At 73.5% G+C, this 24952-nt stretch carries 18 protein-coding genes; 11 read left to right on the top strand and 7 right to left on the bottom strand.

Annotated features, from left to right (window positions below; genetic code table 11):
• The first annotated feature begins 211 nt into the window (after positions 1 to 211).
• Positions 212 to 5278, top strand: a complete 5067-nt coding sequence (locus tag FXF52_RS25955; protein ID WP_148800951.1) for an NAD-glutamate dehydrogenase — start codon at positions 212 to 214, stop codon at positions 5276 to 5278.
• A 70-nt stretch (positions 5279 to 5348) separates the two neighbouring features.
• On the opposite strand, the gene FXF52_RS25950 is transcribed toward FXF52_RS25955, so the two are convergent.
• From FXF52_RS25950 to FXF52_RS25925, 5 genes are all read right to left on the bottom strand, one after another.
• Positions 5349 to 6101 (bottom strand): class F sortase, encoded by a 753-nt coding sequence (locus FXF52_RS25950; RefSeq protein WP_148800950.1) that lies wholly within the window; start codon positions 6099 to 6101, stop codon positions 5349 to 5351.
• A complete protein-coding gene (locus tag FXF52_RS41820) occupies positions 6088 to 7026 on the bottom strand; it encodes a hypothetical protein (RefSeq protein WP_187413691.1) in 939 nt (312 codons plus the stop codon). Before FXF52_RS41820 ends, FXF52_RS25950 begins: the two co-directional genes overlap by 14 nt.
• Positions 7027 to 7801: 775 nt before the next feature.
• Positions 7802 to 8206 (bottom strand): hypothetical protein, encoded by a 405-nt coding sequence (locus FXF52_RS25935; RefSeq protein ID WP_148800949.1) that lies wholly within the window; start codon positions 8204 to 8206, stop codon positions 7802 to 7804.
• A 228-nt stretch (positions 8207 to 8434) separates the two neighbouring features.
• Positions 8435 to 9379, bottom strand: a complete 945-nt coding sequence (locus FXF52_RS25930; protein ID WP_148800948.1) for a hypothetical protein — start codon at positions 9377 to 9379, stop codon at positions 8435 to 8437.
• Between the two features lie 13 nt (positions 9380 to 9392).
• The gene (locus tag FXF52_RS25925; RefSeq protein ID WP_148800947.1) at positions 9393 to 9986 is read right to left on the bottom strand and encodes a hypothetical protein; all 594 of its coding nucleotides are present in this window, start codon (positions 9984 to 9986) and stop codon (positions 9393 to 9395) included.
• A gap of 407 nt (positions 9987 to 10393) precedes the next feature.
• On the opposite strand from FXF52_RS25925, the gene FXF52_RS25920 reads away from it, so the two are divergent.
• The 7 genes from FXF52_RS25920 to FXF52_RS25890 all read left to right on the top strand — a co-directional run bounded on the left by FXF52_RS25920 (position 10394) and on the right by FXF52_RS25890 (position 19077).
• Positions 10394 to 12922, top strand: coding sequence for a nitrate- and nitrite sensing domain-containing protein (locus FXF52_RS25920; protein ID WP_148800946.1), 2529 nt, complete (start codon positions 10394 to 10396; stop codon positions 12920 to 12922).
• Positions 12922 to 13341, top strand: a complete 420-nt coding sequence (locus FXF52_RS25915) for a roadblock/LC7 domain-containing protein (RefSeq protein WP_148800945.1) — start codon at positions 12922 to 12924, stop codon at positions 13339 to 13341. Before FXF52_RS25920 ends, FXF52_RS25915 begins: the two co-directional genes overlap by 1 nt.
• Positions 13331 to 13720: a DUF742 domain-containing protein gene (locus tag FXF52_RS25910; RefSeq protein ID WP_148800944.1), complete on the top strand. Its 390-nt coding sequence runs from the start codon at positions 13331 to 13333 to the stop codon at positions 13718 to 13720. The genes FXF52_RS25915 and FXF52_RS25910 overlap by 11 nt, the downstream gene beginning before the upstream one ends.
• A complete protein-coding gene (locus tag FXF52_RS25905; protein WP_148800943.1) occupies positions 13701 to 14303 on the top strand; it encodes an ATP/GTP-binding protein in 603 nt (200 codons plus the stop codon). Before FXF52_RS25910 ends, FXF52_RS25905 begins: the two co-directional genes overlap by 20 nt.
• 129 nt (positions 14304 to 14432) lie before the next feature.
• Positions 14433 to 15467, top strand: a complete 1035-nt coding sequence (locus FXF52_RS25900) for a lactonase family protein (RefSeq protein WP_187413690.1) — start codon at positions 14433 to 14435, stop codon at positions 15465 to 15467.
• 176 nt (positions 15468 to 15643) lie between these two features.
• Positions 15644 to 17395 (top strand): substrate-binding domain-containing protein, encoded by a 1752-nt coding sequence (locus FXF52_RS25895; RefSeq protein WP_148800941.1) that lies wholly within the window; start codon positions 15644 to 15646, stop codon positions 17393 to 17395.
• A gap of 203 nt (positions 17396 to 17598) precedes the next feature.
• Complete coding sequence (locus FXF52_RS25890; protein ID WP_148800940.1) at positions 17599 to 19077, top strand: sugar transferase; 1479 nt, start codon at positions 17599 to 17601, stop codon at positions 19075 to 19077.
• Positions 19078 to 19119: 42 nt separating this feature from the next.
• Here FXF52_RS25890 and FXF52_RS25885 read toward each other — a convergent pair whose 3' ends face one another.
• The gene (locus tag FXF52_RS25885; RefSeq protein ID WP_148800939.1) at positions 19120 to 20250 is read right to left on the bottom strand and encodes a PP2C family protein-serine/threonine phosphatase; all 1131 of its coding nucleotides are present in this window, start codon (positions 20248 to 20250) and stop codon (positions 19120 to 19122) included.
• Positions 20251 to 20345: 95 nt separating this feature from the next.
• Here FXF52_RS25885 and FXF52_RS25880 point away from each other — a divergent pair, with 95 nt between their 5' ends.
• Complete coding sequence (locus FXF52_RS25880; RefSeq protein ID WP_148800938.1) at positions 20346 to 20864, top strand: MarR family winged helix-turn-helix transcriptional regulator; 519 nt, start codon at positions 20346 to 20348, stop codon at positions 20862 to 20864.
• Positions 20865 to 20933: 69 nt separating this feature from the next.
• On the opposite strand, the gene FXF52_RS25875 is transcribed toward FXF52_RS25880, so the two are convergent.
• Positions 20934 to 22193 carry an ROK family transcriptional regulator gene (locus FXF52_RS25875; RefSeq protein ID WP_148800937.1) on the bottom strand — a complete coding sequence of 420 codons (1260 nt, stop codon included), beginning with the start codon at positions 22191 to 22193 and terminating at the stop codon, positions 20934 to 20936.
• A 49-nt stretch (positions 22194 to 22242) separates the two neighbouring features.
• On the opposite strand from FXF52_RS25875, the gene xylA reads away from it, so the two are divergent.
• Positions 22243 to 23430, top strand: coding sequence for a xylose isomerase (gene xylA, locus FXF52_RS25870; RefSeq protein ID WP_148800936.1), 1188 nt, complete (start codon positions 22243 to 22245; stop codon positions 23428 to 23430).
• 11 nt (positions 23431 to 23441) lie between these two features.
• Positions 23442 to 24950: a xylulokinase gene (gene xylB, locus FXF52_RS25865; RefSeq protein ID WP_148800935.1), complete on the top strand. Its 1509-nt coding sequence runs from the start codon at positions 23442 to 23444 to the stop codon at positions 24948 to 24950.
• The last annotated feature ends 2 nt before the right edge of the window (positions 24951 to 24952 follow it).

The raw sequence follows: 24952 nt of genomic DNA, 5'->3' as shown, positions 1-24952 counted from the left end.
GGGGTGGGCGAGATCGCGCTGGGGCAGTGTGATGAACATCGCCAGTCCGGGTACTCCGCGACCAGCCGACCACGTACCCGCAACGGGTGAAAGGACAGAGTCCCGATCCGGACGTCCGGCCAGTGGTCCGCCGACGAACGGGCAGAGCGGCAGGGCCTAGGCTGGGCGGGAGAGTGACCCACAACGCGGTGGGTCGAGGGGAGTGGCACCGATGGACCGGCGTCCGGCGATCAAACCGGGACCCGACCTCCGGCAGGTTGACACCAGCCGGGACGATGACAGCTTCGATTCGGCGACCGACGGGGACGGTTTCGGCCGTCTCGACACAGGAGTGACCGGAATGACCGGTTCGAGCGTCGACACGCTCTACGAGTTGGGCCTGCCCACGCAGGCGCTGACCGAGGAGCCCGACGACGCCGAGCTGGACGAGCCGGTACCCAACGCGGAGCGCCTGGTGGCCCAGGCGGTCGCGCTGGCCGGCGACGACCACGACGCGGCGACCCTGGTCGGCCGCTTCTGGCGGTTCGCGCCGGACGAGGAGCTGATCGGCTTCACCGCCGAGGAGATGCTCGACGCCGCCCGGGCGCACCGGGACCTGGCCCAGCAGCGGGTACCGGGCGAGCTGAAGCTGCGCATCCACGAGCCGGATGCCGACCAGCACCACACCGTGATCGAGATCGTCACGGACGATATGCCCTTTTTGGTGGATTCGGTCACCGCGCTGCTGAACTCGCACCACATCGACGTGCACCTGCTGGTGCACCCGCTGGTCGTGGTCCGCCGCGAGCCGTTGGGCCGGCTCACCGAGGTCTCCGCCGACGTGGAGCCGGACGACGCGATCGCCGGCGACCTGGTGGAAAGCTGGATGCACATCGAGATCGACCCGGTGCGCGACCCGGCCGAGCGGGAGAAGCTCCGCAAGGAGCTGCAGCGGGTGCTCACCGACGTCCGGGAGGCGGTCGAGGACTGGCCCAAGATGCGCCAGCGCGCCCTGGCGCTGGCCGACGAGCTGGCCGCCGCGCGTACCTCGGACAACCGGCCGCCGGTGCCGGAGAAGGACATCACCGACTCGGTGGAGCTGCTGCGCTGGCTGGCGCACGACCACTTCACCTTCCTGGGCTATCGGGAGTACCGCCTCGTCGACACCGACGGCGCGGACGGGGGCCAGGCCCTCGAAGCCGTCCTCGGCACCGGGCTGGGCATCCTGCGCTCCGACTCGCCGGAGGCCCGGGCGCTGTCCTCGATGACCCCCGAGGCGCACGAGAAGGTGCTGGAGAAGCGCCTCCTGATCATCACCAAGGCCAACTCGCGAGCCACCGTGCACCGCTCGGCCTACCTCGACTACATCGGCTTCAAGATCTTCAATGACGCCGGCGAGGTGGTCGGCGAGCGCCGGTTCCTGGGCCTGTTCTCCACCGCCGCCTACCGGACCAGCGTGCAGGAGCTGCCGGTGGTCCGCCGCAAGGTCGCCGAGGTGCTGGACCGCTCCGGGCTGAGCCTGCGCAGCCACTCCGGCAAGGACCTGCTCCAGATCCTGGAGACCTACCCGCGCGACGAGCTGTTCCAGATCAAGACCGACGACCTCTACCACGCGGTGATCGGCGTGCTGCGCATGGCGGGCCGCCGGCAGCTGCGGGTGTTCCTGCGCCGGGACGGGTACGGGCGGTTCATCTCCTGCCTGATCTACCTGCCCCGGGACCGGTTCACCACCCAGAACCGGCTGCGCATGCAGGACATCCTGCTGCGCGAGTTGAACGGCGTCGGGGTCGACTACACCACCCGAGTCACCGAGTCGATGCTGGCCCGGGTGCACTTCATCGTCCGGACCGACCCGGGCAACCCGCCCGGAGAGATCGACGCCGACCTGCTCGCCGAGGAGTTGGCCGACGCCACCCGGCTCTGGGACGACGACTACCGGCTGGTGCTCGAGCGCAAGCTCGGCGACGAGCAGGCCAAGCACCTGTTCAGCCGGTACGCCGACGCGTTCCCGGAGGGCTACAAGGATGGGCACACGCCGTACGAGGCGATGAAGGACCTGGCCAAGCTGGAGCTCCTGGAGGAGCCCGGCCAGCTCGAGATGCACCTGTTCCGCAAGCAGTTCCCGCCGCGGGTGAACGGCGGCGACCGGGGTGTGGACGTCGACGAGACGATGGACGTCCGGTTCAAGGTCTACCGGTACGGCGAGCCGATGATGCTCTCCGCCGTGCTGCCGGTGCTGCACTCGCTCGGCGTCCGGGTGGTCGACGAGCACCCGTACGAGGTGGAACGGGTCGACGGCCGCATCTGGCTGTACGACTTCGGCCTGAAACTGCCCGAGGCGCACCAGGAACTGGCCGAGGTGCGCCCGCACGTGGAGAACGCCTTCGCCGCCGCGTGGCGGGGCGAGGCCGAGGTGGACGGGTTCAACGAGCTGGTGCTCCGGGCCGGGCTCACCTGGCGGCAGGTGGTGGTGCTCCGGGCGTACGCGAAGTACCTGCGGCAGGCCGGCACGGTCTTCTCGCAGGAGTACATGGAGCAGACGTTCATCGCATACCCGAGGATCGCGTCGCTGCTGGTGGAGCTCTTCGAGACCCGGTTCGCCCCGGGCGCGACCACCATGGACGAGCGGCGGCAGCGCAGCGGCGAGCTGGTCACCGCGATCGGCGAGGCGCTGGACGACGTGGTCAGCCTCGACCAGGACCGGATCCTGCGGTCGTACCTGACGTTGATCCAGGCCACCCTGCGGACCAGCTTCTACCAGAAGCCGGTCGGCGGGCGGCCCAAGTCGTACGTCGCGTTCAAGCTGGACCCGCAGGCGATCCCGGACCTGCCGGCGCCGCGGCCGAAGTTCGAGATCTTCGTCTACTCGCCCCGGTTCGAGGCGGTGCACCTGCGGTACGGGCCGGTGGCCCGGGGCGGCCTGCGCTGGTCCGACCGGCGGGAGGACTTCCGCACCGAGGTGCTCGGCCTGGTCAAGGCGCAGATGGTGAAGAACGCCGTGATCGTGCCGGTGGGCGCCAAGGGCGGCTTCGTGCTGAAGCAGAAGCCGGGCGACCGGGACGAGGCGGTGGCCTGCTACAAGGAGTTCGTCTCCGCGATGCTGGACGTCACCGACAACATCGCCAGCGGCCAGATCGTGCCGCCGGAGGACGTGGTCCGGCACGACGGCGATGACCCCTACCTGGTGGTGGCGGCGGACAAGGGCACGGCGACGTTCTCCGACATCGCCAACGAGATCTCCGCCGCGCACAACTTCTGGCTGGGTGACGCCTTCGCCTCCGGCGGTTCGGCGGGCTACGACCACAAGAAGATGGGCATCACCGCCCGGGGCGCCTGGGAGTCGGTGAAGCGGCACTTCCGGGAGCTGGGGCACGACACCCAGACCCAGGACTTCACCGTGGTTGGCGTCGGCGACATGTCCGGCGACGTGTTCGGCAACGGGATGCTGCTCTCCGAGCACATCCGGCTGGTGGCCGCCTTCGACCACCGGCACATCTTCCTGGACCCGGACCCCGACGCGGCCACCTCGTACGCCGAGCGGAAGCGGCTGTTCGAGCTGTCCCGGTCGTCCTGGGAGGACTACAACCGGGAGCTGATCTCGGAAGGCGGCGGGGTGTACCCGCGTACCGCCAAGTCGGTGCCGATATCGCCGCAGGTCCGTGCGGTGCTCGGCCTCGACGAGGACGCGACGCAGCTCAGCCCGCAGGAGCTGATGAAGGCCATCCTGACCGCGCCGGTCGACCTGTTCTGGAACGGCGGCATCGGCACCTACGTGAAGGGGTCGACGCAGACCAACGCCGAGGTCGGGGACAAGTCCAACGACGCCATCCGGGTGGACGGCAAGAGCCTGCGCTGCCGGGTGGCCGGCGAGGGCGGCAACCTGGGCTGGACCCAGCTCGGCCGGATCGAGTACGCGCAGAACGGTGGGCGGATCTACACCGACTTCATCGACAACGCGGCCGGGGTGGACTGCTCCGACCACGAGGTGAACATCAAGATCCTGCTCAACACGGCGGTCGCGGACGGCGAACTGGACCGGCCCGAGCGCGACGAGCTGCTGGCCCAGATGACCGACGAGGTCGCCGAGCTGGTGCTGCGGGACAACTACGAGCAGGCCCGGGCGATCAACAACGCCCAGGCGCAGTCCGCCTCGCTGCTCCCGGTGCACCGTCGGATGATCAACGAGCTGGAGCGCTCCGGGGCGCTGGACCGCGCGCTGGAGGCACTGCCGCCGGACGAGGAACTTGCGGTCCGGAACGAGACCGGGCTGACCGCGCCGGAGTTCGCGGTGCTGCTGGCGTACGTGAAGATCGTGCTGGAGCGGGAGATCGTCGGCGAGGGTCTGGCCGACGAGGAGTGGACGACCGACATCCTGGTCAACTACTTCCCCACCCCGTTGCGCGAGCGGTTCGCCGGCCGGATGGGCCAGCACCGGCTGCGCCGGGACATCGTCACCACCGTGCTGGTCAACGAGGCGATCAACCGGGGCGGCATCTCGTTCGTCTTCCGGACGGTCGAGGAGACGGCCGCGTCGGCGGCGGACGTGCTGCGGGCGTACGTGGTGGTGCGCGAGGTGTTCGGGCTCCGCGACCTGTGGAACGCGATCGAAGCGCTGGACAACAAGGTCTCGCCCGAGTTGCAGACGAGCGTCTTCCTGGACACCCGCCGGCTGCTCGACCGCGCGGTGCGCTGGCTGGTCACCAACCGGCGCTCGCCGATCGACGTGCCCGGGGAGATCGCCCGGCTGCGGGACGGGGTGGCCCGCCTCCTGCCCGACCTGGAGAACCTGTTCTACGGCAGCGAGCGGGAGGCGATCGCCGCCCACATCGACTCGCTGACCGAGAAGGGGCTGCCCCGGGACCTGGCCGCGCAGGCGACCCGGCTGATGTACAGCTTCGGCCTGCTCGACGTGGTGGAGACCGCCCAGTCGACCGGCCGGGACGTGAGCGAGGTGGCCTCGGTCTACTTCGTCCTCTCCGACCGGTTCCGGGTGGACGCCCTGCTGTCGAAGATCTCCCTGCTGCCGCGGGAGGACCGCTGGCAGACGCTGGCCCGGATGGCGCTGCGCTACGACCTGTACGCCGCGCTGGCCGCGCTCACCGCGGAGGTCCTCGGCTCCACCCCGGACAGCGTGCCGCCGGTCGACCGGGTGCAGGAGTGGGAACAGGCGAACGCCACCTCGATCCACCGGGCGCACCGGGCGATGGGGGAGTTCGACGAGTCCCGGGCCGACCTCTCCGCCCTGTCGGTGCTGCTGCGCCAGATCCGTACCCTGGTGCGGACCTCGGCGGCGGCCTGACCCGTATGGACGCCGGCGCGGCCCGGTGGTCGGTCACCCCGACCACCGGGCCGCGCCCGGTTGCACCGCCTCACGAGATCATGGTGGCGAAGGCGATGACATTGTTGAGGTAGCTGCCGGAGCTCTGGTCGAACTGCCCGCCGCAGGTGACCACCCGGAGGCTGGGCTTGTCGCTGGGGCCGTAGACCACCTCGGTGGGGAAGGCGGTCTTCGGGTACGACTTCACCTCGTTGACCGCGAACGTGGCGGTCGAGCCGTCCTGCCGGGCGACGCTGATGGTGTCACCGGCCTTGAGCGCGCCGAGGTTGAAGAAGACCGCCGGTCCGAGCTTGGCCGAGTCGACGTGGCCGACGATGACCGCGTTGCCGACCTCGCCGGGGCTGGCCCCGAGGGAGTACCAGCCCGCCTTCATGGCCTGCTCCAGCGGCGGCACCTGGACGCTGCCGTCCGCGTTCAGGCCGAGGCTCATGATCTCGGCGTTCACCCCGATCCGCGGGATCGAGATGGTCGTCGGAGCCGATCGGGGCAGCCCGGTGGGGGCGAGGCCCGGGACCGGCGTCGCCGCGTCGTCGACGGGCGCCTGGTCGGCGGTCTGCGTACCGCTGCCGGTGGGGCCCGGGATGGCGCGCGACGGGGCCGTGTCGGCGGTGCCGGCCTGGGCGAGCGGCTGGGGTGGGCGGGGCGGCGGCACGGTCCGAACCGACGCCCCGATCAGGCCGGCGCCCACCATGCCCAACAGGACGACGACGGCCGTGCCGGCGGCGCGCCACGGTCTCCCGTGACGGCCGCCGGCTCGTGTCGCCGTCCGGTCAGACGAGGTCATTGGCCCGACGCCGACGCAGCAGGACCATGCCGCCCAGGGCAGCGGCGCCGATCACGCCGACCCCGCTGGCGGCCATGTTGCGGTCCAGGCTGGTGGTGGTCATGCCACCGTCACCACCGTCGACGTGGCCACGCGGGAAGCAGTGGTCCTTGTCCTCGTTCTTGAAGTCGTGGTCCTTGCGGTCGTGGTCCTTGTTGTCCCGGTCCTCGTCCTTGAAGTCCCGGTCCTTGCGGTCGTGGTCCTTGTTGTCCTTGTCGTTCCGGTCCTCGTCCTTGGCCTCGTGGTCCTTGCGGTCGTGGTCCTTGTTGTCCTGCTTGTTCCGGTCCTCGTCCTTGGCTTCCTGGTCCTTGCGGTCCTGGTCCTTGCGGTCCTGGTCCTTGCGGTCCTTGTCCGACTGGTCGTCGACCATGCCGCCGCCCTGGCCGTAGGCCCCCGGCTGCCAGCTGTCGCCGCCCTGCCAGTCCTTGCCCTTCTCGTCCTTGCCCTTTTCGTCCTTGCCGTGCTCGTCCTTGCCCTTCTCATCCTTGAAGTCGTGGTCCTTCCGGTTCTCGTCCTTGCGGTCGAAGTCCTTCCGGTCCTCGTCCTTGAAGTCGTGGTCCTTGCGGTCGTGGTCCTTGTTGTCCCGGTCCTCGTCCTTGAAGTCCCGGTCCTTGCGGTCGTGGTCCTTGTTGTCCTGGTCCTTGCGGTCCTCGTCCTTGAAGTCGTGGTCCTTACGGTCCCAGTCCTTGCGGTCCCAGTTCTTGTTCTCCCAGTCCCCGTGCCCCCCCGGGCAGGTCTCAAGAAGACTGACCTGCGGCTTGGCGCTGGCGTTGTCCACGTACGCGCCGGGTCCGGCCGCGTTCGCCATCGCGGGCGAGAACAGCAGCAGGGACGCACCGCCAAGAGCGGCGCCCGCAACGACCTTCCCGAGCATCTTCTTTCCCATGACCTGCGTCACTCCATCCCTGTTTGTCCTGAGCCCGACGACGGTCGAGCTACGCCCGACGTTAGACCTTTTCGCGACTTATCCGGGGAAAGATTCGTGTTTAAGAGTTTGTCGGCTCTTGGGCCGATACGGGTGCTAGGCGGCACATACCGCATCGCCGAGCCCTTCGGAGGCTTCGAGGTGCTGCGACCCCCCGTGGGTCATACGTGCCGGACATCCCGGCGCGGTGCCGGCCTGCCGCGCTCCACCGACCTGGACCGGTCTGCCGGTAACCGCCCGCGCCGGTGCCGCCTGCCCTGTTCACCCCCGTTCGCCGGCCGGGGGCTTCACTCCAGCTCGCGGAAATGGGGGTGTCCGACACGCGCCGGCACCGCCACATCCCCGACATGGAGTCGATCACCTGCGCGACGAGGCGCTCTGCGGGCACCAGTTCGCGCCGGTCACCGCGGCCACGTCGACGTAGGTGTCCACGTCGTAATGCCCGGGCCGGTGGGCCGGGCGGGAGCCGGACGGACGTGCCCCGCGCCCTGCAACCAGGCCGGCGCGGGCCTCCGTCAACGGCCGAAGGCCGCGCCCGGGGGAGGGCATCGGCGCCTACGGCTGGATCAAGCCCCCCGGGGCGAGTCGAACGGTTTCAGCCGAACGACGAGGGTAAGGGCTTCGACCGGATCAGCGACCCGGGCCCCTGGTCGACACCCGGTCGACCAGGGGCCCGGCCTGTCGGTGGCGGACGTCACCGCGATCATCGCCGGACCGACCCCGGGTACCGCCCGGGTCAGGGGACCGTCTTCTCGATCGCCGCCCGGCCCAACTCGGCCAGGTCGCGGCGGGCCCGCTCGATGTTCTCCGGGGTGAGGTCCTGGCCCCGGGCCAGCACCAGGTCCTCCGGGTCCCACGGCTGCTCTCCACCGGTACGGATGTTGCGCGCGGCCCCCTCGGTGCCGGTGCCGGTCGCTCCGGTCCCGGTGCCGGTCGGCCCGGTGCCGGCCGCGTACGGGTCACCGAGGATGTCCGGCGACCCGGTGTCGGGCACCGCGCCGTCCGGCTCGGTGAAGGTCGGGTTGTCCCGGTCGGCGCCGCCGCCGCTGCGCAGCTGCGGCACCGTGCTGTCGTCGTCCACCGCCGCGGCCACCTCGGGGCTTTCCTCCAGCGGCCGCTCGCCGCGGTCACGATCCGTCATGCTGCTGCCCTCCTGTCCCGTTCCGTGATCCCCCTGGCGTACCCCGCCGGGGCCGGGGCATGCCGCCCGGGCCCGGTCAGCGCTCCTCGTCCCGCTGCGCCGCCTCCGCCCCGGCCGGCCGCAGCCACTGCCGGCCACCATCAGCAGCCCGACATTTCATGCCGGGAGTGATCCGCCACGCAGGGCGGAGCCCGGCCGGGGCGACCGGGGGCTCCGTGGGGTGGCGGCTCAGCGGCCCAGGACGCGGTCCAGGAAGTCCCGGTAGTCGCGGACGGCCACCCGGAGCTGCTCGGTGTCGGTCGAGCCGGACTCCTGCCAGCTGCCGAGCCGGGACTTCTGCGCGCGCAGCGCGGCTGACAGCGCCTCGATCGCCTCCTCCACCAGCGACTGCGCCGCGTCGACCGCGGCCCGCGGGTCGTCCACGAAGCGCAGCTGGACGTCCCGCCAGCGGTCCCGGAAGCCCTGGGCGATCTCCGGGGCGAAGAGCGTGGCGGCGTCCGACGGCACCGCCCCGCGGGTCGGCCGGGTCGCGCCGGCCAGGGCCGCACCGGCCGCGCCGGGGCTGGCGTCCGGGTCGACCATGGCCGGCCCGGCGCTGCCGTAACCGGCCGCGCCGGCCGCCAGCGCGTCGTCCCGCGGCGCCGCGGAGCGCTCGGTCGCCGCGGGTTCGGGGCTGTGCAGCAGGTCGCCGGCCGTCGGGTCGGCCCGCTCGTCGTCGTAGGCGTCGGTCCGTCCCGGCGCCCCGTCGCCCGGCTGGGCGGTGTCTTCGCCACGAGCGTCCCGCTCGTCCTCCGGCCGCCCGCTGGCCATCGCGGAGGCGGCGACCGCGTCGGCCACCGTGGTCGCGCCGAACACCGTGGGCAGCGGTGCCGGGTCGTGGTACTCCGGCCGCCCGTCGACGTCGGCGGCCTCCGCGTCCCGGATCTCCCGGTCGTACGCCCGGGTCCGGTCCGGCTCCGCGTCCCGCCGGTCGTCGGCGCGCTCGCCCACCACCGCCGGGTCGTCGAAGGTGCCCCGGTCGTCCAGCGCGTCCTCGGGTACGTCGACCCGGCCGGCCCGGTCGTGCCGTGGCCCGTCCCGGTCGGCCGGCGCGTTCGACGGCGGGACCGGCACCGGCGTGGACCGGACGCTCTCCGCGTGCTCCTGCCTGACCTGCTGCTCTTCCTGGCGCATGGCGGCGGCCTCCTCAGCGGCTCGGGACGTCGTGCTCGTGGTCGGGGCGGCGTTGCTCGGGCGGCTGTTGCCCGACGGGCTCCTCGCCGAGCAGGTCGGCGAAGAGGGTCCGGTAGTGCACGAGCGCCTGACGGAGTTCCTCGGTGCTCGCCTCGCCGCGCTCGTTGCGCAGCCGGATCTCGTGGGCGTCCCGGTAGTCGGTCAGGGTGCGGGCGTGCTCGACGGAGAGCTGGGCGATCTGCTCGCTGAAGTCCCCGGTCGGGTAGCCACGGTCGGCGATGAGCCGGGTGACCAGTTCGTCGGCGTCGCCGACGGTCTCGCCCGGGGAGTCGACGAAACGGACCTGGAGTTCCTCCCAGGCGGCGGCGTATCTGGCCCGGGCGTCGGGTTCGAGCGGGATGAGCTCCAGTTCGGCGTGGCGGCGCTCCCGCTGGCGCAACTCCCGCTCGGCGGCGCCCCGGCTGTCCTGCTCGGCGACGACCCGGTCGTACTCCGGGCCGAACCGCTGCCGGAGAGCGCGCCGGCGGCCGGCGCGCACGGCGAGCGCGGCCAGCGCCGCGAGCACCACCACCACGATGACTGTGACGACTACCTGCGTGGGCGACATGGCTCCTCCTTCGCCCGCTGGTATTCCCTCCGGACACTGATCGACAATCCCGGTCCGGGGGACTTTTCCTGGGCGATTCCGCGACCGAAACCTCAGGGAACACGGCGCCGGTCCGGGGGCGGAACTTGAGTCGCTCCAGACAACGCGGGCGGGGTGGGGTGACACCGACGAGGAGGAGGACCGCCCGCACGAGGGCGAAACGCGTCCAGACATCCGGCAGGGTCGTCGCGCCAATGGTGTCCACAACGGAACATCTCGGACGGTAGCGACGAGCGAGACGGCCGGTAGTGCATCGGCCCGGGATTACGTATCCTGCCCAAGGCGCCCGGGCCGGGCCCGGCGTCACGGTCGGAGACCTTCCGGCCGGTGCCGGCGCCACCCCTGCGACACCTTCCGGGCGAGGTCTGATGAACACCCGTGACTGGCCGATCCGCGCCAAGCTGACCGCGCTGGTCATCGGTCCGGTGAGCGCGCTGCTGGCGCTCTGGATCTTCGCCGTCACGCTGACCTTCGGGCCCGCCCTCGACCTGCTCGCGGCGCGCACGCTCCTCTACGACCTCGGCCGGCCGGGCGAGGCCGTGGTGGCCGAACTGCAACACGAACGGCGGCTCTCGGTCGTCCAGCTCGCTGGCGACACCACCCTGCCGGCCCTGACCGAGCAGCGGGAGCGCACCGACCGGGCGGTCGCCGAGCTGCGCCGCCGGGTCGACGGGGAGAAGCTGCGTGACGCCGCCGACGAGCTGCTCGACGCCCGGCTGGACCAGCTGGTCTCCGCGCTCGACGCCCTGCCCGCCGGCCGGGGCTTCATCGACGGCCGGAAGGTGGACCGGGCCGGAGCGATCGGCCTCTACAGCGGGATGATCGGTTCGGCCTTCCAGGCGTTCTCCGCGATGGCCACCCTTCCCGACAGCCAGCTCAACCGGCAGGCGCTGGCGCTCACCGCGCTGGGCCGGTCGCGGGAGCTGCTCGGTCAGGCGGACGCGCTGCTCGCCGGCGCGCTCACCGCCGGCGGATACGCCGAGGGCGAGCACGAACAACTGGTCCGCACCATCGACAACCAGCGCTTCCTCGCGGAGACGGCGGTCGCCGACCTGCCGCCGGGAGAGCGTACGGCGTACCAGCGGCTCACCGAGGGGGAGGCGTTCGTCCAGCTGCACGGCCTCCAGGACACCCTGATCCGCGCCCGCGACCTGCCGGCCCAGCTCGACGTGCGCACCTGGGAGTCCAGCCAGGCCGCGGTCTCGCAGGGCCTGCGGGACTTCGAGCTGCGCGGCGCCGACGGGCTGGCCGAACGGTCCGTGCCGCTGGCGGTGGGCATCCTGAGCCGGCTCGCCGCCGCCGGGGTGCTCGGCCTGCTCGCCGTGGTGATCTGCGTACTGGTGGCGCTGCGGGTCGGCCGGTCGCTGGCCGGGCGGCTGACCGGGGTGCGGACCGCCGCGCTGGACATGGCCGAGCACCGGCTGCCGGACGTCGTGGCGCGGCTGCGCCGCGGCGAGGAGGTGGACGTCGCCCGGGAGGCGCCCGAGCTGGACCACGGCGGCGACGAGATCGGCCAGGTGGGGCGGGCCTTCAACGAGGTACGCCGGACCGCCGTGCAGGCCGCCGTCGACGAGGTCACCCTGCGCCGGGGGCTCAACGAGGTGTTCCTCAACATCGCCCGGCGCAGCCAGGGGCTGGTGCACCGGCAGTTGGCGCTGCTGGACCGGCTGGAGCGGCAGACCGAGGACCCGGACGAGCTGGCCGGGCTGTTCCAGGTCGACCACCTCGCCACCCGGCTCCGGCGGCACGCCGAGGACCTGGTCATCCTCGCCGGCGCGGCCCCCGGCCGGGGCTGGCGGAACCCGGTCGCCGCGGTCGACGTGGTGCGCGGCGCCATCTCCGAGGTGGAGCAGTACGACCGGGTCGACATCGGCGAGGTGCAGCCGACCGGGTTGCTCGGCCGGGCCGTCGGCGACGTCATCCACCTGCTCGCCGAGCTGATCGAGAACGCCGCCGCCTTCTCCCCGCCGGGCACCCGGGTCGACGTCACCGGGCGGACCGTGCCGGCCGGGTACGCCATCGAGATCACCGACCACGGGCTCGGCATGTCGGCGCAGGCGCTGGCCGACGCCAACCGCAAGCTGTCCCGCTCTCCGGAGTTCGACCCCGCCGACAGCGCCCGGCTGGGCCACTTCGTGGTCGCCCGGCTGGCCGCCCGGCACGGTGTCCGGGTCGAGCTGCGGCCGGCCACCCCGGCGGGCGTCACCGCGCTGGTGCTCGTCCCGGCCGACCTGGTCACCGAGGAGCCGCCGGTGGGCGCCGGCCCGGGCGCCGGGGCGGCGGATGCCGGCGACCGGCGGATGGCCAAGGTGACCCGGCTGACCGCGCTGCCCCGGCCGCGTACCGCCCGGTCCGGCCGGGAACGCCCCGACTCGGCGGTGGTCCCGCTCTCCGCCGGCCGTACCTCGTCGGTCGAGGCGCCCGCGGACGGCGACGGCCTGCCCCGCCGGGTCCGCCGGCGCGGTCCGGCGACCCGTCCCCGACCCGTCGTCGCGGACACCCCGGCACACCGCCCGCCCGAGGAGGCCCGGCGCGCCATGTCCGCCCTCCAGGCCGGCACCGCCCGGGGCCGCCGGGACGGGGCGGCCCGCGCCGCCGCCGGCCCCACCACGTCCGCCGCCGACCCGACCGCAACAACCGCCCAGCCCACCGGTCCGGCCGCCCGCGCCGGTGTCGAGCCCGCCGGTCCGGCGGCCCGCGCCACCGTCGAGCCCGCCGGTCCGGCCGTGGGCGTCGCTCGGGGGGTCGCCCGCCCGGCCGGCCAACCCCACGACCCCGCCGCCCGGTTCCGGGGCGGCCCGCCCGCCGACGCGGCCCGGGAACGGGCCGCCGAGCCCTCCCCTCCGGAGCCGGCGCCGGCTCCGGAACCTCCGCCCGCGACTGAGAGGGACGCCTAGTGGTGTATACGACGCGGCAGAACGCCGATCTCGACTGGCTGCTCGACGACTTGGTGGAGCGGGTGCCGGCCGCCCGCCAGGCGGTGGTGCTGTCGGCGGACGGGCTCCTGCTCGGCGCCTCGGCCGAGCTGAGCCGCACCGACGCGGAGCACCTCTGCGCCCTCGCCTCCGGCTTCTCCAGCCTGGCCAAGGGGGCGACCCGGCACCTGGCCGGCGGCGCGGTCCGGCAGACCGTGGTGGAGATGGAGTCCGCGTACCTGTTCGTCACGGCGGCCGGGCAGGGGGCCTGCCTGGCGGTGGTGAGCGACGCCGACGCCGACATCGGCCTGGTGGCGTACGAGATGGCGATGCTGGTCATCCGGGTCGGCGAGAACCTGAGCGTCCCGGCGCGCACGGTGGGTGCCGCCGATGCGGACTGAGTCACCGGGGCCGCAGCACGAGTGGCTGGACGGAGCCGCCGGCCCGGTCGTCCGTCCGTACACCCTGACCGGCGGCCGGGTGCGGCCGCCCGGCGACGGCTTCGACCTGGTGGCCTTCGTGCTGGCCGCGCCGGCGGCCGATCCGGTCGGCCTGCCGGGTCTCCAGCCGGAGCACCGGCGTCTGGTCGAGCTGGCCCGGCGTCCGGTGGCCGTGGCCGACCTCGCCGCCGACCTGGACCTCGCCGTCGGCGTGGTCCGCGTGCTGCTCGGCGACCTCCTCGACCGTGGGCTCGTCGCGGTGCACCAGCCGCCGACCGCCGCCCACCTGCCCGACGACAACATCCTCAAGGCGGTGGTCAGTGGACTCCGTGCGCTCTGAACCGGGGGCGGCCGCGCCGCGGGTCCCGTTGGCCCTCAAGATCCTCATCGCCGGTGGCTTCGGCGCCGGGAAGACCACGCTGGTGGGTGCGCTGAGCGAGGTCCGGCCGCTGCAGACCGAGGAGGTCCTGACCGGGGCCGGCGTCGGCACCGACGACGTCTCCGGGGTGGAGGAGAAGTCCACCACCACGGTGGCCATGGACTTCGGCCGGATCACCATCAACGACGACCTTCAGGTCTATCTCTTCGGCACCCCGGGCCAGGACCGCTTCTGGTTCCTCTGGGACGAGCTGGCCTTCGGGGCCCTCGGCGCGGTGGTGCTCGCCGACACCCGACGGCTGGCCGACTGCTTCCCCTCGATCGACTACTTCGAGCAGCGCGGCATCCCGTTCGTGGTGGGGGTGAACTGCTTCGACGGGGCCCGGCGGTTCAGCCTGGAGGCGGTTCGCGACGCGCTGGACCTGGACCCGGACGTGCCGCTGGTGCTCTGCGACGTCCGGGACCGGCAGTCCGGGAAGCTGGTGCTGATCTCGCTGGTCGAGCACGTCGCCCGGCAGCGGGGCGAGCCGGTGCCGGTGGGCTGACCGGTCCTCGACGGGTCGCGGACGTACGGCCGACCGCCGAAACTGGTCCCGGGAAAGACGGCCAACGGGCCGGCCGGCCCGGAGGGCCTCTGGTTGGATCGACGGAGGAATCGGCGGAAGGTGGGACCGGTGACCGCGCAGCACGCGATCGTCCACGTCGGTGGCTACACGGCGGAGATGGGCGGGCGGGCCGAGGGCATCGTCGCGGCCCGGCGGGATCCGGTGTCGGGGGAGCTGACCCCGCTCGGCACGGTGGCGGTGACCTCCTCGCCGTCGTTCCTCGTCCGGCACCCGGCGCGGCCCGTGCTGTACGCGGTGAACGAGCTGTCCGAGGGCCAGGTGAGCGCGTTCCGGGTCGCCCCGGACGGCGACCTCGCCCCGCTCGGCGTCCGCCCGACCGGCGGGGCCGAGCCGTGCCACGTGGCGGTCGCCCCGGACGGGCGGCACCTCTTCGTGGCGAACTACGGCGGCGGCAGCGTGGCGGTGTTCCCGCTCGACCCGGACGGCGTACCGGGGGAGCGCTCCGACCTGGTCCGGCACGAGGGGCACGGCGCCGACCCGCAGCGGCAGGAGGCGGCGCACTGCCACATGGTCTCGCCCGATCCGGACGGAGGACCGCTGCTCGCGGTCGACCTGGGCACCGACTCGGTTTACCGGTACGACCTCGACGCCGCCTCCGGTCGGCTGGTGCCGCGCGCCCCGCGGCTGCGTACGCCGGCCGGCGCGGGCCCCCGGCACCTGGCCCGGCACCCGGACGGCCGGCGCTGCTGGCTGGTCGGCGAGCTGGACGGGACGGTCACCGCGTACGACGTGACGGCCGACGGGATGCACCAGCGGGTCCGGGTGGACGCGAGCGGGCGGGCCGGGCACGTGCAGCCCTCCGAGGTCGCGGTCGGACCGGACGGCCGGTTCCTCTACGTGGCCAACCGCGGGGTGGGGACGGTGGCGGTCTTCGCGCTGGCCGGCGACGCGCCGGAGCTGGTGGCCGAGGTCGACACCGGCGGCGAGTGGCCGCGGCACTTCGCGCTGACCGGCCAGCACCTCTACGTGGCCGACGAGCGCGCCGACATGCTCAGGGTCTTCCGGGTGGACCCGGTCACCGGGGTGCCGGAGCCGGTCGGGGAGCCGGTGCCGGTGGCCAGCCCGACGTGCGTCCGGCCGTGACGGAGCGTGGCCATGCTCACTGTCCGCAGTGGACCGTATCACCTCTGATGACTGACCAGTCACACAAGGTAAAGTTTTGGTGATCAACTGTTTCTGCTGCGTAACTTTCGTCCGAACGGTTGTGGCACTAACCCCACGAGATACGCAAGATGGTCACCGTGTCTGGCCGCCATCGCATGCGTTCGAACCTCCGTGGGACAGGTGCCGCCGCTGCGGTCATCGCCCTGGTCGCCGTCGTAGCCGGGGGGACGTGGTTCGGCTACCGGCAGCTGGCGGGGCCGTCCTGCTCGGGGCGGATCGAGCTGTCCGTCGCGGCCGCCCCGGAGATCGCGCCCGCCGTCAAGGGGGCGGCTGACCAGTGGGTCAAGGACGGGGCGGCGGTCGGCGACACGTGCATCGCGGTGAACGTGACCGCCGCCGAGTCGGTCGACGTGGCCGCCGCGGTGGCCAGCAAGCACGGCGCCACCCTGGCCGGCGTGGGGCAGGCGAGCGGCACCGCGGTGACGCCGGACGTCTGGGTGCCGGACTCGTCCACCTGGCTGCTGCGGCTCAAGTCCGGCGGGGCCACCGCCTTCGCCCCGGCCAACGGCGCGTCGATCGCCCGCAGTCCCGTGGTGGTCGCGATGCCCGAACCGGTGGCCACCCGGATCGGCTGGCCGGACAAGAAGTTCACCTGGGCCGACCTGCTGGCGCAGGTCAACAGCAGCAAGCCGCTGCGCGCCGGCATCGTCGAGCCGACCCAGGACGCGGCCGGTCTGTCCGGCCTGCTCTCGCTGACCGCCGCCGCCAGTTCCGCTGGCAGCGCCGGCTCCCCGCAGGCGCGGGAGGCGATGACCGGGGCGTTGCGGGCGCTGGCCACCAACAGTTCCCGGCTGCGGCAGGATCTCCTCGCGCGCTTCCCGCGCTCGTCCGAACCGACGGCTGTCGCCAACGGCCTCGGCGCGGCCGCGCTGTCCGAAGAGGACGTGATGGCGTACAACGCCACCAAGCCGCCGATCCCGCTGGCCGCCCTCTACCTGGACCCGCCGCCGACCCCCTTGGACTATCCGTTCGCGGTGCTGCCCGGTATCGAGCCGGCGAAGGCGTCCGCCGCCAAGGCGCTCTTCGAGGTCCTGACCACCCGCGGCTTCAAGAGCCGGCTGGCCGCCCAGTCGCTGCGCGCGCCCGACGGCAACTGGGGCGAGGGCTTCAAGGCGCTGCCCGGTGCCCCGAGCCCGGCGGGCGGGAGCACCGCCGCGCCGGCCGGTCAGGGCGCCGCGGGCGGGCTCGACCCGACCGCCATCCAGAAGGCCACCACCACCTGGTCGGCGGTCACGCTCTCCGGCCGCATGCTCTGCGTCATCGACGTGTCGGGCTCGATGAAGGAGAAGGTGGAGACCGCGGGCGGCGCCACCCGGGAGCAGGTCACCGTCGCCGCGGCGACCCAGGGCCTGAACCTCTTCGACGACTCCTGGTCGATCGGGCTGTGGATCTTCTCCACCAACCTGAACGGGGCGCAGGACTACCGGGAGGTGGTCCCGATCAAGCCGCTGTCGAGCAACCGCACCGCGATCCAGCGGGGCCTGGCCACGGTCAAGCCGTCGAGCGGCAACACCGGCCTCTACGACACCCTGCTGGCGGCCTACAAGACCGTCCAGCAGGACTGGGAGCCCGGGAAGGTCAACTCGATCGTGCTGTTCACCGACGGCAAGAACGAGGACGACAACGGCATCTCCCAGAAGGACCTGCTGGCCCAGCTCCGCAAGCTCCGCGACGCGGAGCAGCCGGTGCAGGTGATCATCATCGGCATCGGGAACAAGGTCAGCAAGGCCGAGCTCAAGTCGATCACCGACGTGACCGGTGGTGGCGCCTTCGTCACCGCCGACCCGACCAAGATCGGCGAGATCTTCCTGCAGGCGATCGCGCTGCGCCCGCCGGCGCCGCGCTGACCCGCCGCTGCCGCCGTACCGGGGATCCGGCTCGGCGGAATCCTTCCGGAGGGCTCGTCCCGCCGGAAGGAAACTGACGGTAATCCGTCCGAAGCAATCGGTATCCATAATTGTCGAGGCAAGATGTCCTGGTGCTCCGAGCCGCCGGCCCTCCACCGAGGTCACGCGGTAGAGGATCGTCGTGATCGAAGTGGGGAGGGCCGGTGACCTCGGCGACGCTGCTGACCCCTGCTCGGACGTCGTCGGGGGGCGACCGTCCCGGCCCGACGACGCGGGCCGCGGAACGGGCCTACATCCGGGTCCTGGCGGTGCTCGACACCGGCGTGCTGGCGGCGGCCATCCTCATCGGCTACGTCGCCCGCTTCGGCGACGAGCCGCCGAGCGGCTCGAAGATCCCGTACGTGGTGGTCGCGCCCGCCCTGCTGCTGGTCTGGCTGATCTCGCTGAAGGCGATGCGCTGCTACGACGACCGGGTGCTCGGCTACGGCGCCGACGAGTACCGGCGGGTCAGCGCGGCGAGCCTGCGGCTGGCCGGCGGCATCGCGATCGCGGGGTACATCGCCGACGTCGGCGTGTCCCGGGGCTTCCTGGCCATCTCCTTCGCGGTCGGCACGATCGGCCTGGAGGTGGCCCGGTTCGCCGCGCGTAAGCGGCTGCACCGCGCCCGTGACCGGGGCGCCGGCTGGTCCCGCAAGGTGCTGGTGGTCGGCGACACCGCGCACGTCCTGGAGCTGGTGCACACCCTGCGCCGCGAGCCGTACGCCGGCTACCAGGTGGTCGGCGCCTGCATCCCGGACGCGCTGCTCGCCCCGGTGCCGCAGCGGCTGGGCGACGTGCCGGTGGTCGGCTCGTTCCGGGGCATCCCCGAGGCGGCCACCGCCATCGGCGCGGACACCGTGGCGGTCACCGCCTCCGGCTCGCTCACCGCGACCCGGCTGCGCCGCCTCGGCTGGCAGCTCGAGGGGACCGGGGTCGACCTGGTCGTGGCCCCCGCGCTGACCGACGTCGCCGGCCCGCGCATCCACACCCGGCCGGTCGCCGGCCTGCCGCTGATCCACGTCGAGGCGCCCGAGTTCCGGGGCGCCCGGAAGCTGGTCAAGGGGCTGGTCGACCGTTCGGTGTCGCTGCTGGCGCTGCTCCTGCTGCTGCCGCTGCTGGTGGTGATCGCGCTCGCCATCAAGCTGGACAGCCGGGGGCCGGTGCTGTTCCGCCAGGTCCGGGTCGGCCAGGGCGGCAAGGAGTTCGGCGTCTTCAAGTTCCGCACCATGGTGGTCAACGCCGACGCCCTGCTGGCCGAGCTGGCCGCGCGCAACGAGACCGACGGTCTGATGTTCAAGATGCGTGACGATCCGCGGGTGACCCGGATCGGCAAGCTGCTGCGCAAGTGGTCCCTGGACGAGCTACCCCAGCTGGCGAACGTGCTGCTCGGCCAGATGAGCCTGGTCGGGCCGCGCCCGCCGCTGCCGTCCGAGGTGGCCCGCTACGACGGTGACGTGGCCCGCCGCCTGCTGGTCAAGCCCGGCATGACCGGCCTCTGGCAGGTCAGCGGCCGATCCGACCTGAGCTGGGAGGACGGCATCCGGCTCGACCTCTACTACGTGGAGAACTGGTCGCTCGCCGCCGACCTGACCATCCTCTGGAAGACCTTCGGCGCGGTGATCAACAGCCGCGGCGCGTACTGACCCCCCGTCCCGGCGCGACCCGCCGGGTCGGGGGCACCCGCGTCAGGGCTGGGGGCCCAGCCAGTCGAGGCAGACCACCACCGCGTCGTCGACCAGGTCGCCGGCGACGAACGCCCGCAGGTCGCCGATCAGCGAACGGACCGCGTCCAGCGGTTCCATCGGCCCGGTACGCCGCAGGAAGCGGTCCAACGCGGTCTCGCCGTAGCGGACCTGCCGGGCCGTGGCGTCGACGACCCCGTCGCTGACCACGAAGAGCCGGTCCCCGCGCCGGAGCTGGAACTGCTGCTCCCGGTAGTCCGTGGCCTCGAACATGCCGAGCGGGAACTGCTTCTCCAGGACCTGCTCGGTCACCTCCCCCTCGCGGAGCAGCAGCAGGCGCGGCGAGCCGGCGTCCACCACGGTCATCGTGCCGGCGGCCAGGTCCAGCTCCAGCAGGAGTGCGGAGAGGTGCTGCGCGCCCCGGTGCAGCGCGTAGATCGCCTGGTCGGCCAGGGCGGCCTGGTCGGCCAGGGCCAGCTCGGCGCGGCGGGCGTTGCGCAGCGCGTGGGTGGCCAGCGAGGTGAGCATGGACGCGGCCACCCCCTCGCCCGAGCCGTTGATCACCGAGAGCCAGACCCGGTGCCCGTCGTCCGACCAGTCGAAGCTGTCGCCGCGCACCGCGTACGCGGGCTCCAGTTGGCCGGCCAGGCTGAACGATGGCCGGATGCGGCTGCGACCGGGCAGCAGTTCCCACTGCATCTCGGCCGCCAGGGTCAGCCGCCGGTCGCGCCGGGCGGTGACGTAGACGTCCGTGCTGGAGGTCACGGCGGCCAGCTCGTGGCCGAGCGCGGTGGCCATCGCGTCCAACTCCCGGAGGGCGGTCGGCCCGGCTGGCAGCGGCGACACCCGGAGCACCCCGCGCCGCTCGCCCCGCATCCCGACCGGGAACCAGCCCGTGTCCTCCGACACCACCGGCTCCTGGTGGTCGAAGCAACGCCAGGCCGGGTGACCCGGGCCGGTGATCGGCTCGCCCTCGTGGAGCGGCAGCAGCACCGCGAGCCGGTAGTCGACCTGGTAGAGCTCGGTGCGGACGATCCCGTACGCCCGCTCCAGCTCGGTGGCGAGCCGGTCGATCAGCAGGTCGGCCGGAGCCGCGCCGAGCACCCGGCGCACCCGATCCTCCGGTCGGCTCATCTTTGCTCCTTTGCACAGGTCGTACGCCTGGTGGGGCGGGTAGTCTCGGGCGCACCATGGCCGAAGAACGCGGTCCTTACGGACCTGAAGCGAGTATGGCCGCCGCCCTGGACGAGGCGGCGGGCACCCTGCTGGCTGTCTGGGAGGCGGCCCGGGAGCGGACCACGAGCCGGCTCTCCAGCGCCCAGCTACGCGCGGTCATGGTCGTCGAGCAGTACGACGGGATCAACCTCCGCCGCCTCGCCACGCTGACCGACATGCTGCTCTCCTCGGCCAGCCGGCTCTGCGACCGGCTGGTGGCGGCCGGGATGCTGGAACGGGAGCCGGGCCGGTTCGACCGGCGGGAGATCTCCCTGCACCTGACCCCGGAGGCGACCCGGCTGCTCGCCGAGCTGCGGGCCGACCGGCGGCAGCGGCTGGACCGGATCCTGGCCGGGATGAGCGACGAGGGGCGCGCGGCGCTGCTGCGGGGGATGCAGGAGTTCGACGCGGTGGCCCGGCGCGGTGAGGCCGCCGCGGAGGGGTGGCCGTTGCAGCAGCCCTCGGGCGAGCGGGTCGGCGACCCGCTGGCCGGCCCGGAAGAGCCACGGCCGCCGGTGGCGCGTACCGCCTGAGCGGCCCGCCGGCCTGGCCCGGTCCGGCCGCCGGCCGGCCCGGCGGATACCCGGGCAGGAAGGTCGGGATCAGCCGGAACGGGCCAGCCAGCCGACCGGCCGGTCGATGATCCGACGGACCACCGAGGCGGCCCCGCCGACCGCCGCGGACTGCGCGCCGAGCGCGGCCGGGCGCACCGTGACCGGCGACCACGCCGCGGTGAGCACCCGCCGGGAGATCTCCGCGACCACCGGCGGGGCGAGCCAGGGGGCGAGCGGGGCGTATCCGCCGCCGAGCACCACGGTGTCCAGGTCCAGCAGGTTCACCACGCCCGCCACGGCCACGCCGAGGGCCGTCCCGGCGTCGGCCAGGGCGGTCAGGGTGGCCGGGTCGCTGGCTCGGGCGAGGTCCGCCAGCCGGGCCGCGGCGGTGTCGGCGGGCAGTTCCCGGCCGGAGAGCCCGGCGGCGGCCAGGACGGCCTCCTGGCCCGCGTACCGCTCCAGGCAGCCGCGCCCGCCGCAGCGGCACGGCCGCCCCTCCGGGTGCACCGGGATGTGGCCCAGCTCGCCGCTCCAGCCGCGCGCGCCTCGGTACAGCACCCCGTCGAGCACGATCCCGGCGCCGATGCCGATCTCGCCGGAGATGTGCAGGAAGCTGGCCGAGCAGGGCGGGCCGGCGTGCAGCTCGCCGAGGGCGGCGAGATTGGCCTCGTTGTCGACGACCAGCGGCGGGATCCCGTCGACCGGCTCGACGAGCGGGCGCCCGGCGAGTATCCCGGGCACGTCCACGTCCCGCCAGCCGAGGTTGGGCGCCAGCCGGACCAGGCCGCCGTCGCCGACCAGGCCCGGCACGGCGAGCGCCGCACCGGCCAGGGTCAGCCCGTCGCGTACGGCCGCGGCGCGGGCCTCGGCGGCGAGCGCGGCCAGCCGGTCCAGGGCGTCGGCGGGGGAGACCGGGCGCAGGTCGGCGCGGTGTACCACGTGGTGACGTACCGCGCCGGTCAGGTCGACCACGCAGGCGGCCAGGTAGTCGACGTTGACCTCCAGCCCGAGCCCGGCCGGGCCGTCGGCGGCCAGCACCAGGCCGCGGGCCGGCCGCCCGGCCCCGGTACGCGGCGCCGGCTCCGCCTCGGCGACCAGCCGACCGGCGATCAGGTCGTCGACGACGGCGGAGACGGTGGCCCGGGTCAGCCCGGTCCCGGCGGCGATCTCGGCCCGGGAGGGGGGCCGCTCGGCGGCGGCGATCCGCCGGAGCACCACCGCCAGGTTGAGCTCGCGGAGGCTGCCCTGCCGGACCGCCCCGGCGGTGCTGGCGCTGGTCACCCCTTGACACTGCCACACCACGCCCATTTAATTCAACCACTGAACAAATTGCGGACGACACCACCGGAGGTCTGCCATGGCACCCCGTCCCACCCCCGCCGACAAGTTCTCCTTCGGTCTCTGGACGGTCGGCTGGCAGGCCCGCGACCCGTTCGGCGACGCCACCCGTCCGGCGCTGGACGCGGTCGAGGCGGTGCACAAGCTCGCCGAGCTCGGCGCGTACGGGATCACCTTCCACGACGACGACCTGGTCCCCTTCGGCGCGGACGCGGCCACCCGCGACGCCCACCTCACCCGGTTCCGCAAGGCCCTCGACGAGACCGGCCTGGTCGTGCCCATGGTCACCACCAACCTCTTCACCCACCCGGTCTTCAAGGACGGCGGCTTCACCAGCAACGACCGCGACGTCCGGCGCTACGCGCTGCGCAAGGTGCTGCGCAACGTCGACCTCGCCGCCGAACTGGGCGCCCGCACCTTCGTCATGTGGGGCGGCCGGGAGGGCGCCGAATACGACCTGGCCAAGGACGTCCGCGCCGCGCTGGACCGCTACCGGGAGGCCGTCGACCTGCTCTGCCAGTACGTGATCGACCAGGGCTACGACCTGCGCTTCGCCCTTGAACCCAAGCCGAACGAGCCGCGCGGCGACATCCTGCTCCCCACCGTCGGGCACGCGCTGGCCTTCATCTCCACCCTGGCCCATCCCGAGCGGGTCGGGCTGAACCCGGAGGTCGGGCACGAGCAGATGGCCGGGCTCAACTTCGCCCACGGCATCGCCCAGGCGCTCTGGCAGGGCAAGCTGTTCCACATCGACCTCAACGGCCAGCGGGGCATCAAGTACGACCAGGACCTGGTCTTCGGCCACGGCGACCTGGTCAACGCGTTCGCCCTGGTCGACCTGCTGGAGCACGGCGGCCCGAACGGCGGCCCCGCGTACGACGGGCCACGGCACTTCGACTACAAGCCCTCGCGGACCGAGGACATGACCGGGGTGTGGGCGTCGGCGGAGGCGAACATGCGCACGTACCTCCTGCTCAAGGAGCGGGCGGCGGCGTTCCGGGCCGACCCGGAGGTGGCCGAGGCGCTGGCCGCCAGCAAGGTCGGCGACCTGGCCGCGCCGACGCTGGCCCCGGGGGAGAGCTACGCCGACCTGCTCGCCGACCGGTCCGCGTTCGAGGAGTTCGACCCGGAGGCCGCCGGGGCGCAGGGCTACGGCTTCGTCCGGCTCAACCAGCTCGCCGTCGAGCACCTGCTCGGCGCGCGCTGAGGCGGGCCACCATGCCGCTCGTCGCGGGGATCGACTCGTCCACCCAGTCCTGCAAGATCGTCGTCCGGGACGCGGAGACCGGCACGCTGGTCCGGCAGGGCCGGGCGCCCCACCCGGACGGCACCGAGGTCGACCCGCGGGCCTGGTGGGACGCCCTGCTGGCGGCCGTCGACGCGGCCGGCGGGCTGGCCGACGTTGCCGCCGTGTCGGTCGCCGGCCAGCAGCACGGCATGGTCTGCCTGGACGAGGCGGGCCGGGTGGTCCGGCCCGCCCTGCTCTGGAACGACACCCGATCCGCCGGGGCCGCGCAAGACCTGATCGCCGAGGCGGGCGGCGGCGAGGCCGGCCGGCGGTTCTGGGCCGAGGCGACGGGCAGCGTGCCGGTGGCCAGCTTCACCGCCACCAAGCTGCGCTGGCTGGCCCGGCACGAGCCGGCGCAGGCCGACCGGGTGGCCGCGGTCTGCCTGCCGCACGACTGGCTGACCTGGCGGCTGGCCGGCGCGCCGGGGCTGGACGCGCTGCGCACCGACCGAGGCGACGCCAGCGGCACCGGCTACTGGTCGCCCCGGGCCGGCGAGTACCGCCTCGACCTGCTGGAACGCGCCTTCGGGCGGCAGCTCCGGGTGCCCGCCGTGCTCGGCCCGGCGGACCCGGCCGGACCACTGGATCCGGCGGCGCTCGCCGGGCGGGGCGGCACCGGTGGCGTCCTGCTCGGCCCCGGCACCGGCGACAACGCCGCCGCGGCGCTCGGGGTCGGGGCCGGCCCGGGTGACGTGATCGTCTCGATCGGCACCTCCGGCACGGTCTTCGCGGTGGCCGACGCGCCCGCCGCCGATCCGAGCGGGGCGGTGGCCGGCTTCGCCGACGCCACCGGCCGGTTCCTGCCGCTGGTCTGCACGCTCAACGCGGCCCGGGTGCTCGACGCCGCCGCGACCCTGCTCGGGGTCGGCCTCGACGAGCTGAGCAAGCTGGCCCTGGCCGCCCCGCCCGGCGCGGACGGGCTGGTCCTCGTCCCCTACCTGGAGGGGGAGCGGACCCCGGACCGGCCCGCCGCCACCGGCTCGTTGCACGGCCTCACCCTGGGCAGCTCGACCCCGGCCCACCTGGCCCGGGCGGCCGTGGAGGGGATGCTCTGCGCGCTCGCCGACGGGCTCGACGCGCTGACCGCGCAGGGCGCCACCGCCCGCCGGATCATCCTGGTCGGCGGCGGGGCCCGGTCAGCGGCCGTGCGGCGGATCGCCCCGCAGGTCTTCGGCCGGCCCGTGGTCGTGCCGCCGCCCGGCGAGTACGTCGCCGACGGCGCCGCCCGCCAGGCCGCCTGGGTCGCCCTCGGCGGCGCGGCGCCACCGGCGTGGACCGTCGGCGACACCGAGGAGTACGCGGCCGATGGCGGCTCCAGGTCGCGGCGCGGCGTCAGACGCGCCGAGCTGGAGTCGTCGGAGCCCGTGCCCGCCATCCGGGCGCGCTACGCGCAGGTCCGGGACCTGGTCGCGGACCGCCTCGAAACCGCCCCGGCGTAAAG

The sequence above is a fragment of the Micromonospora sp. MP36 genome (assembly GCF_008119785.1).
Classification (GTDB): Bacteria; Actinomycetota; Actinomycetes; order Mycobacteriales; family Micromonosporaceae; genus Micromonospora.
This window is presented reverse-complemented; position numbering and strand designations above follow the sequence as displayed.

Excerpts from the sequence above, each read along its gene's own strand:
- FXF52_RS25955 (WP_148800951.1), top strand. The coding sequence starts at position 212 with ATGGACCGGCGTCCGGCGATCAAACCGGGACCCGACCTCCGGCAGGTT.
- FXF52_RS25950 (WP_148800950.1), bottom strand. The coding sequence starts at position 6,101 with ATGACCTCGTCTGACCGGACGGCGACACGAGCCGGCGGCCGTCACGGG.
- FXF52_RS41820 (WP_187413691.1), bottom strand. The coding sequence starts at position 7,026 with ATGGGAAAGAAGATGCTCGGGAAGGTCGTTGCGGGCGCCGCTCTTGGC.
- FXF52_RS25935 (WP_148800949.1), bottom strand. The coding sequence starts at position 8,206 with ATGACGGATCGTGACCGCGGCGAGCGGCCGCTGGAGGAAAGCCCCGAG.
- FXF52_RS25930 (WP_148800948.1), bottom strand. The coding sequence starts at position 9,379 with ATGCGCCAGGAAGAGCAGCAGGTCAGGCAGGAGCACGCGGAGAGCGTC.
- FXF52_RS25925 (WP_148800947.1), bottom strand. The coding sequence starts at position 9,986 with ATGTCGCCCACGCAGGTAGTCGTCACAGTCATCGTGGTGGTGGTGCTC.
- FXF52_RS25920 (WP_148800946.1), top strand. The coding sequence starts at position 10,394 with ATGAACACCCGTGACTGGCCGATCCGCGCCAAGCTGACCGCGCTGGTC.
- FXF52_RS25910 (WP_148800944.1), top strand. The coding sequence starts at position 13,331 with ATGCGGACTGAGTCACCGGGGCCGCAGCACGAGTGGCTGGACGGAGCC.
- FXF52_RS25895 (WP_148800941.1), top strand. The coding sequence starts at position 15,644 with ATGCGTTCGAACCTCCGTGGGACAGGTGCCGCCGCTGCGGTCATCGCC.
- FXF52_RS25885 (WP_148800939.1), bottom strand. The coding sequence starts at position 20,250 with ATGAGCCGACCGGAGGATCGGGTGCGCCGGGTGCTCGGCGCGGCTCCG.
- FXF52_RS25880 (WP_148800938.1), top strand. The coding sequence starts at position 20,346 with ATGGCCGCCGCCCTGGACGAGGCGGCGGGCACCCTGCTGGCTGTCTGG.
- FXF52_RS25875 (WP_148800937.1), bottom strand. The coding sequence starts at position 22,193 with ATGGGCGTGGTGTGGCAGTGTCAAGGGGTGACCAGCGCCAGCACCGCC.
- xylA (WP_148800936.1), top strand. The coding sequence starts at position 22,243 with ATGGCACCCCGTCCCACCCCCGCCGACAAGTTCTCCTTCGGTCTCTGG.
- xylB (WP_148800935.1), top strand. The coding sequence starts at position 23,442 with ATGCCGCTCGTCGCGGGGATCGACTCGTCCACCCAGTCCTGCAAGATC.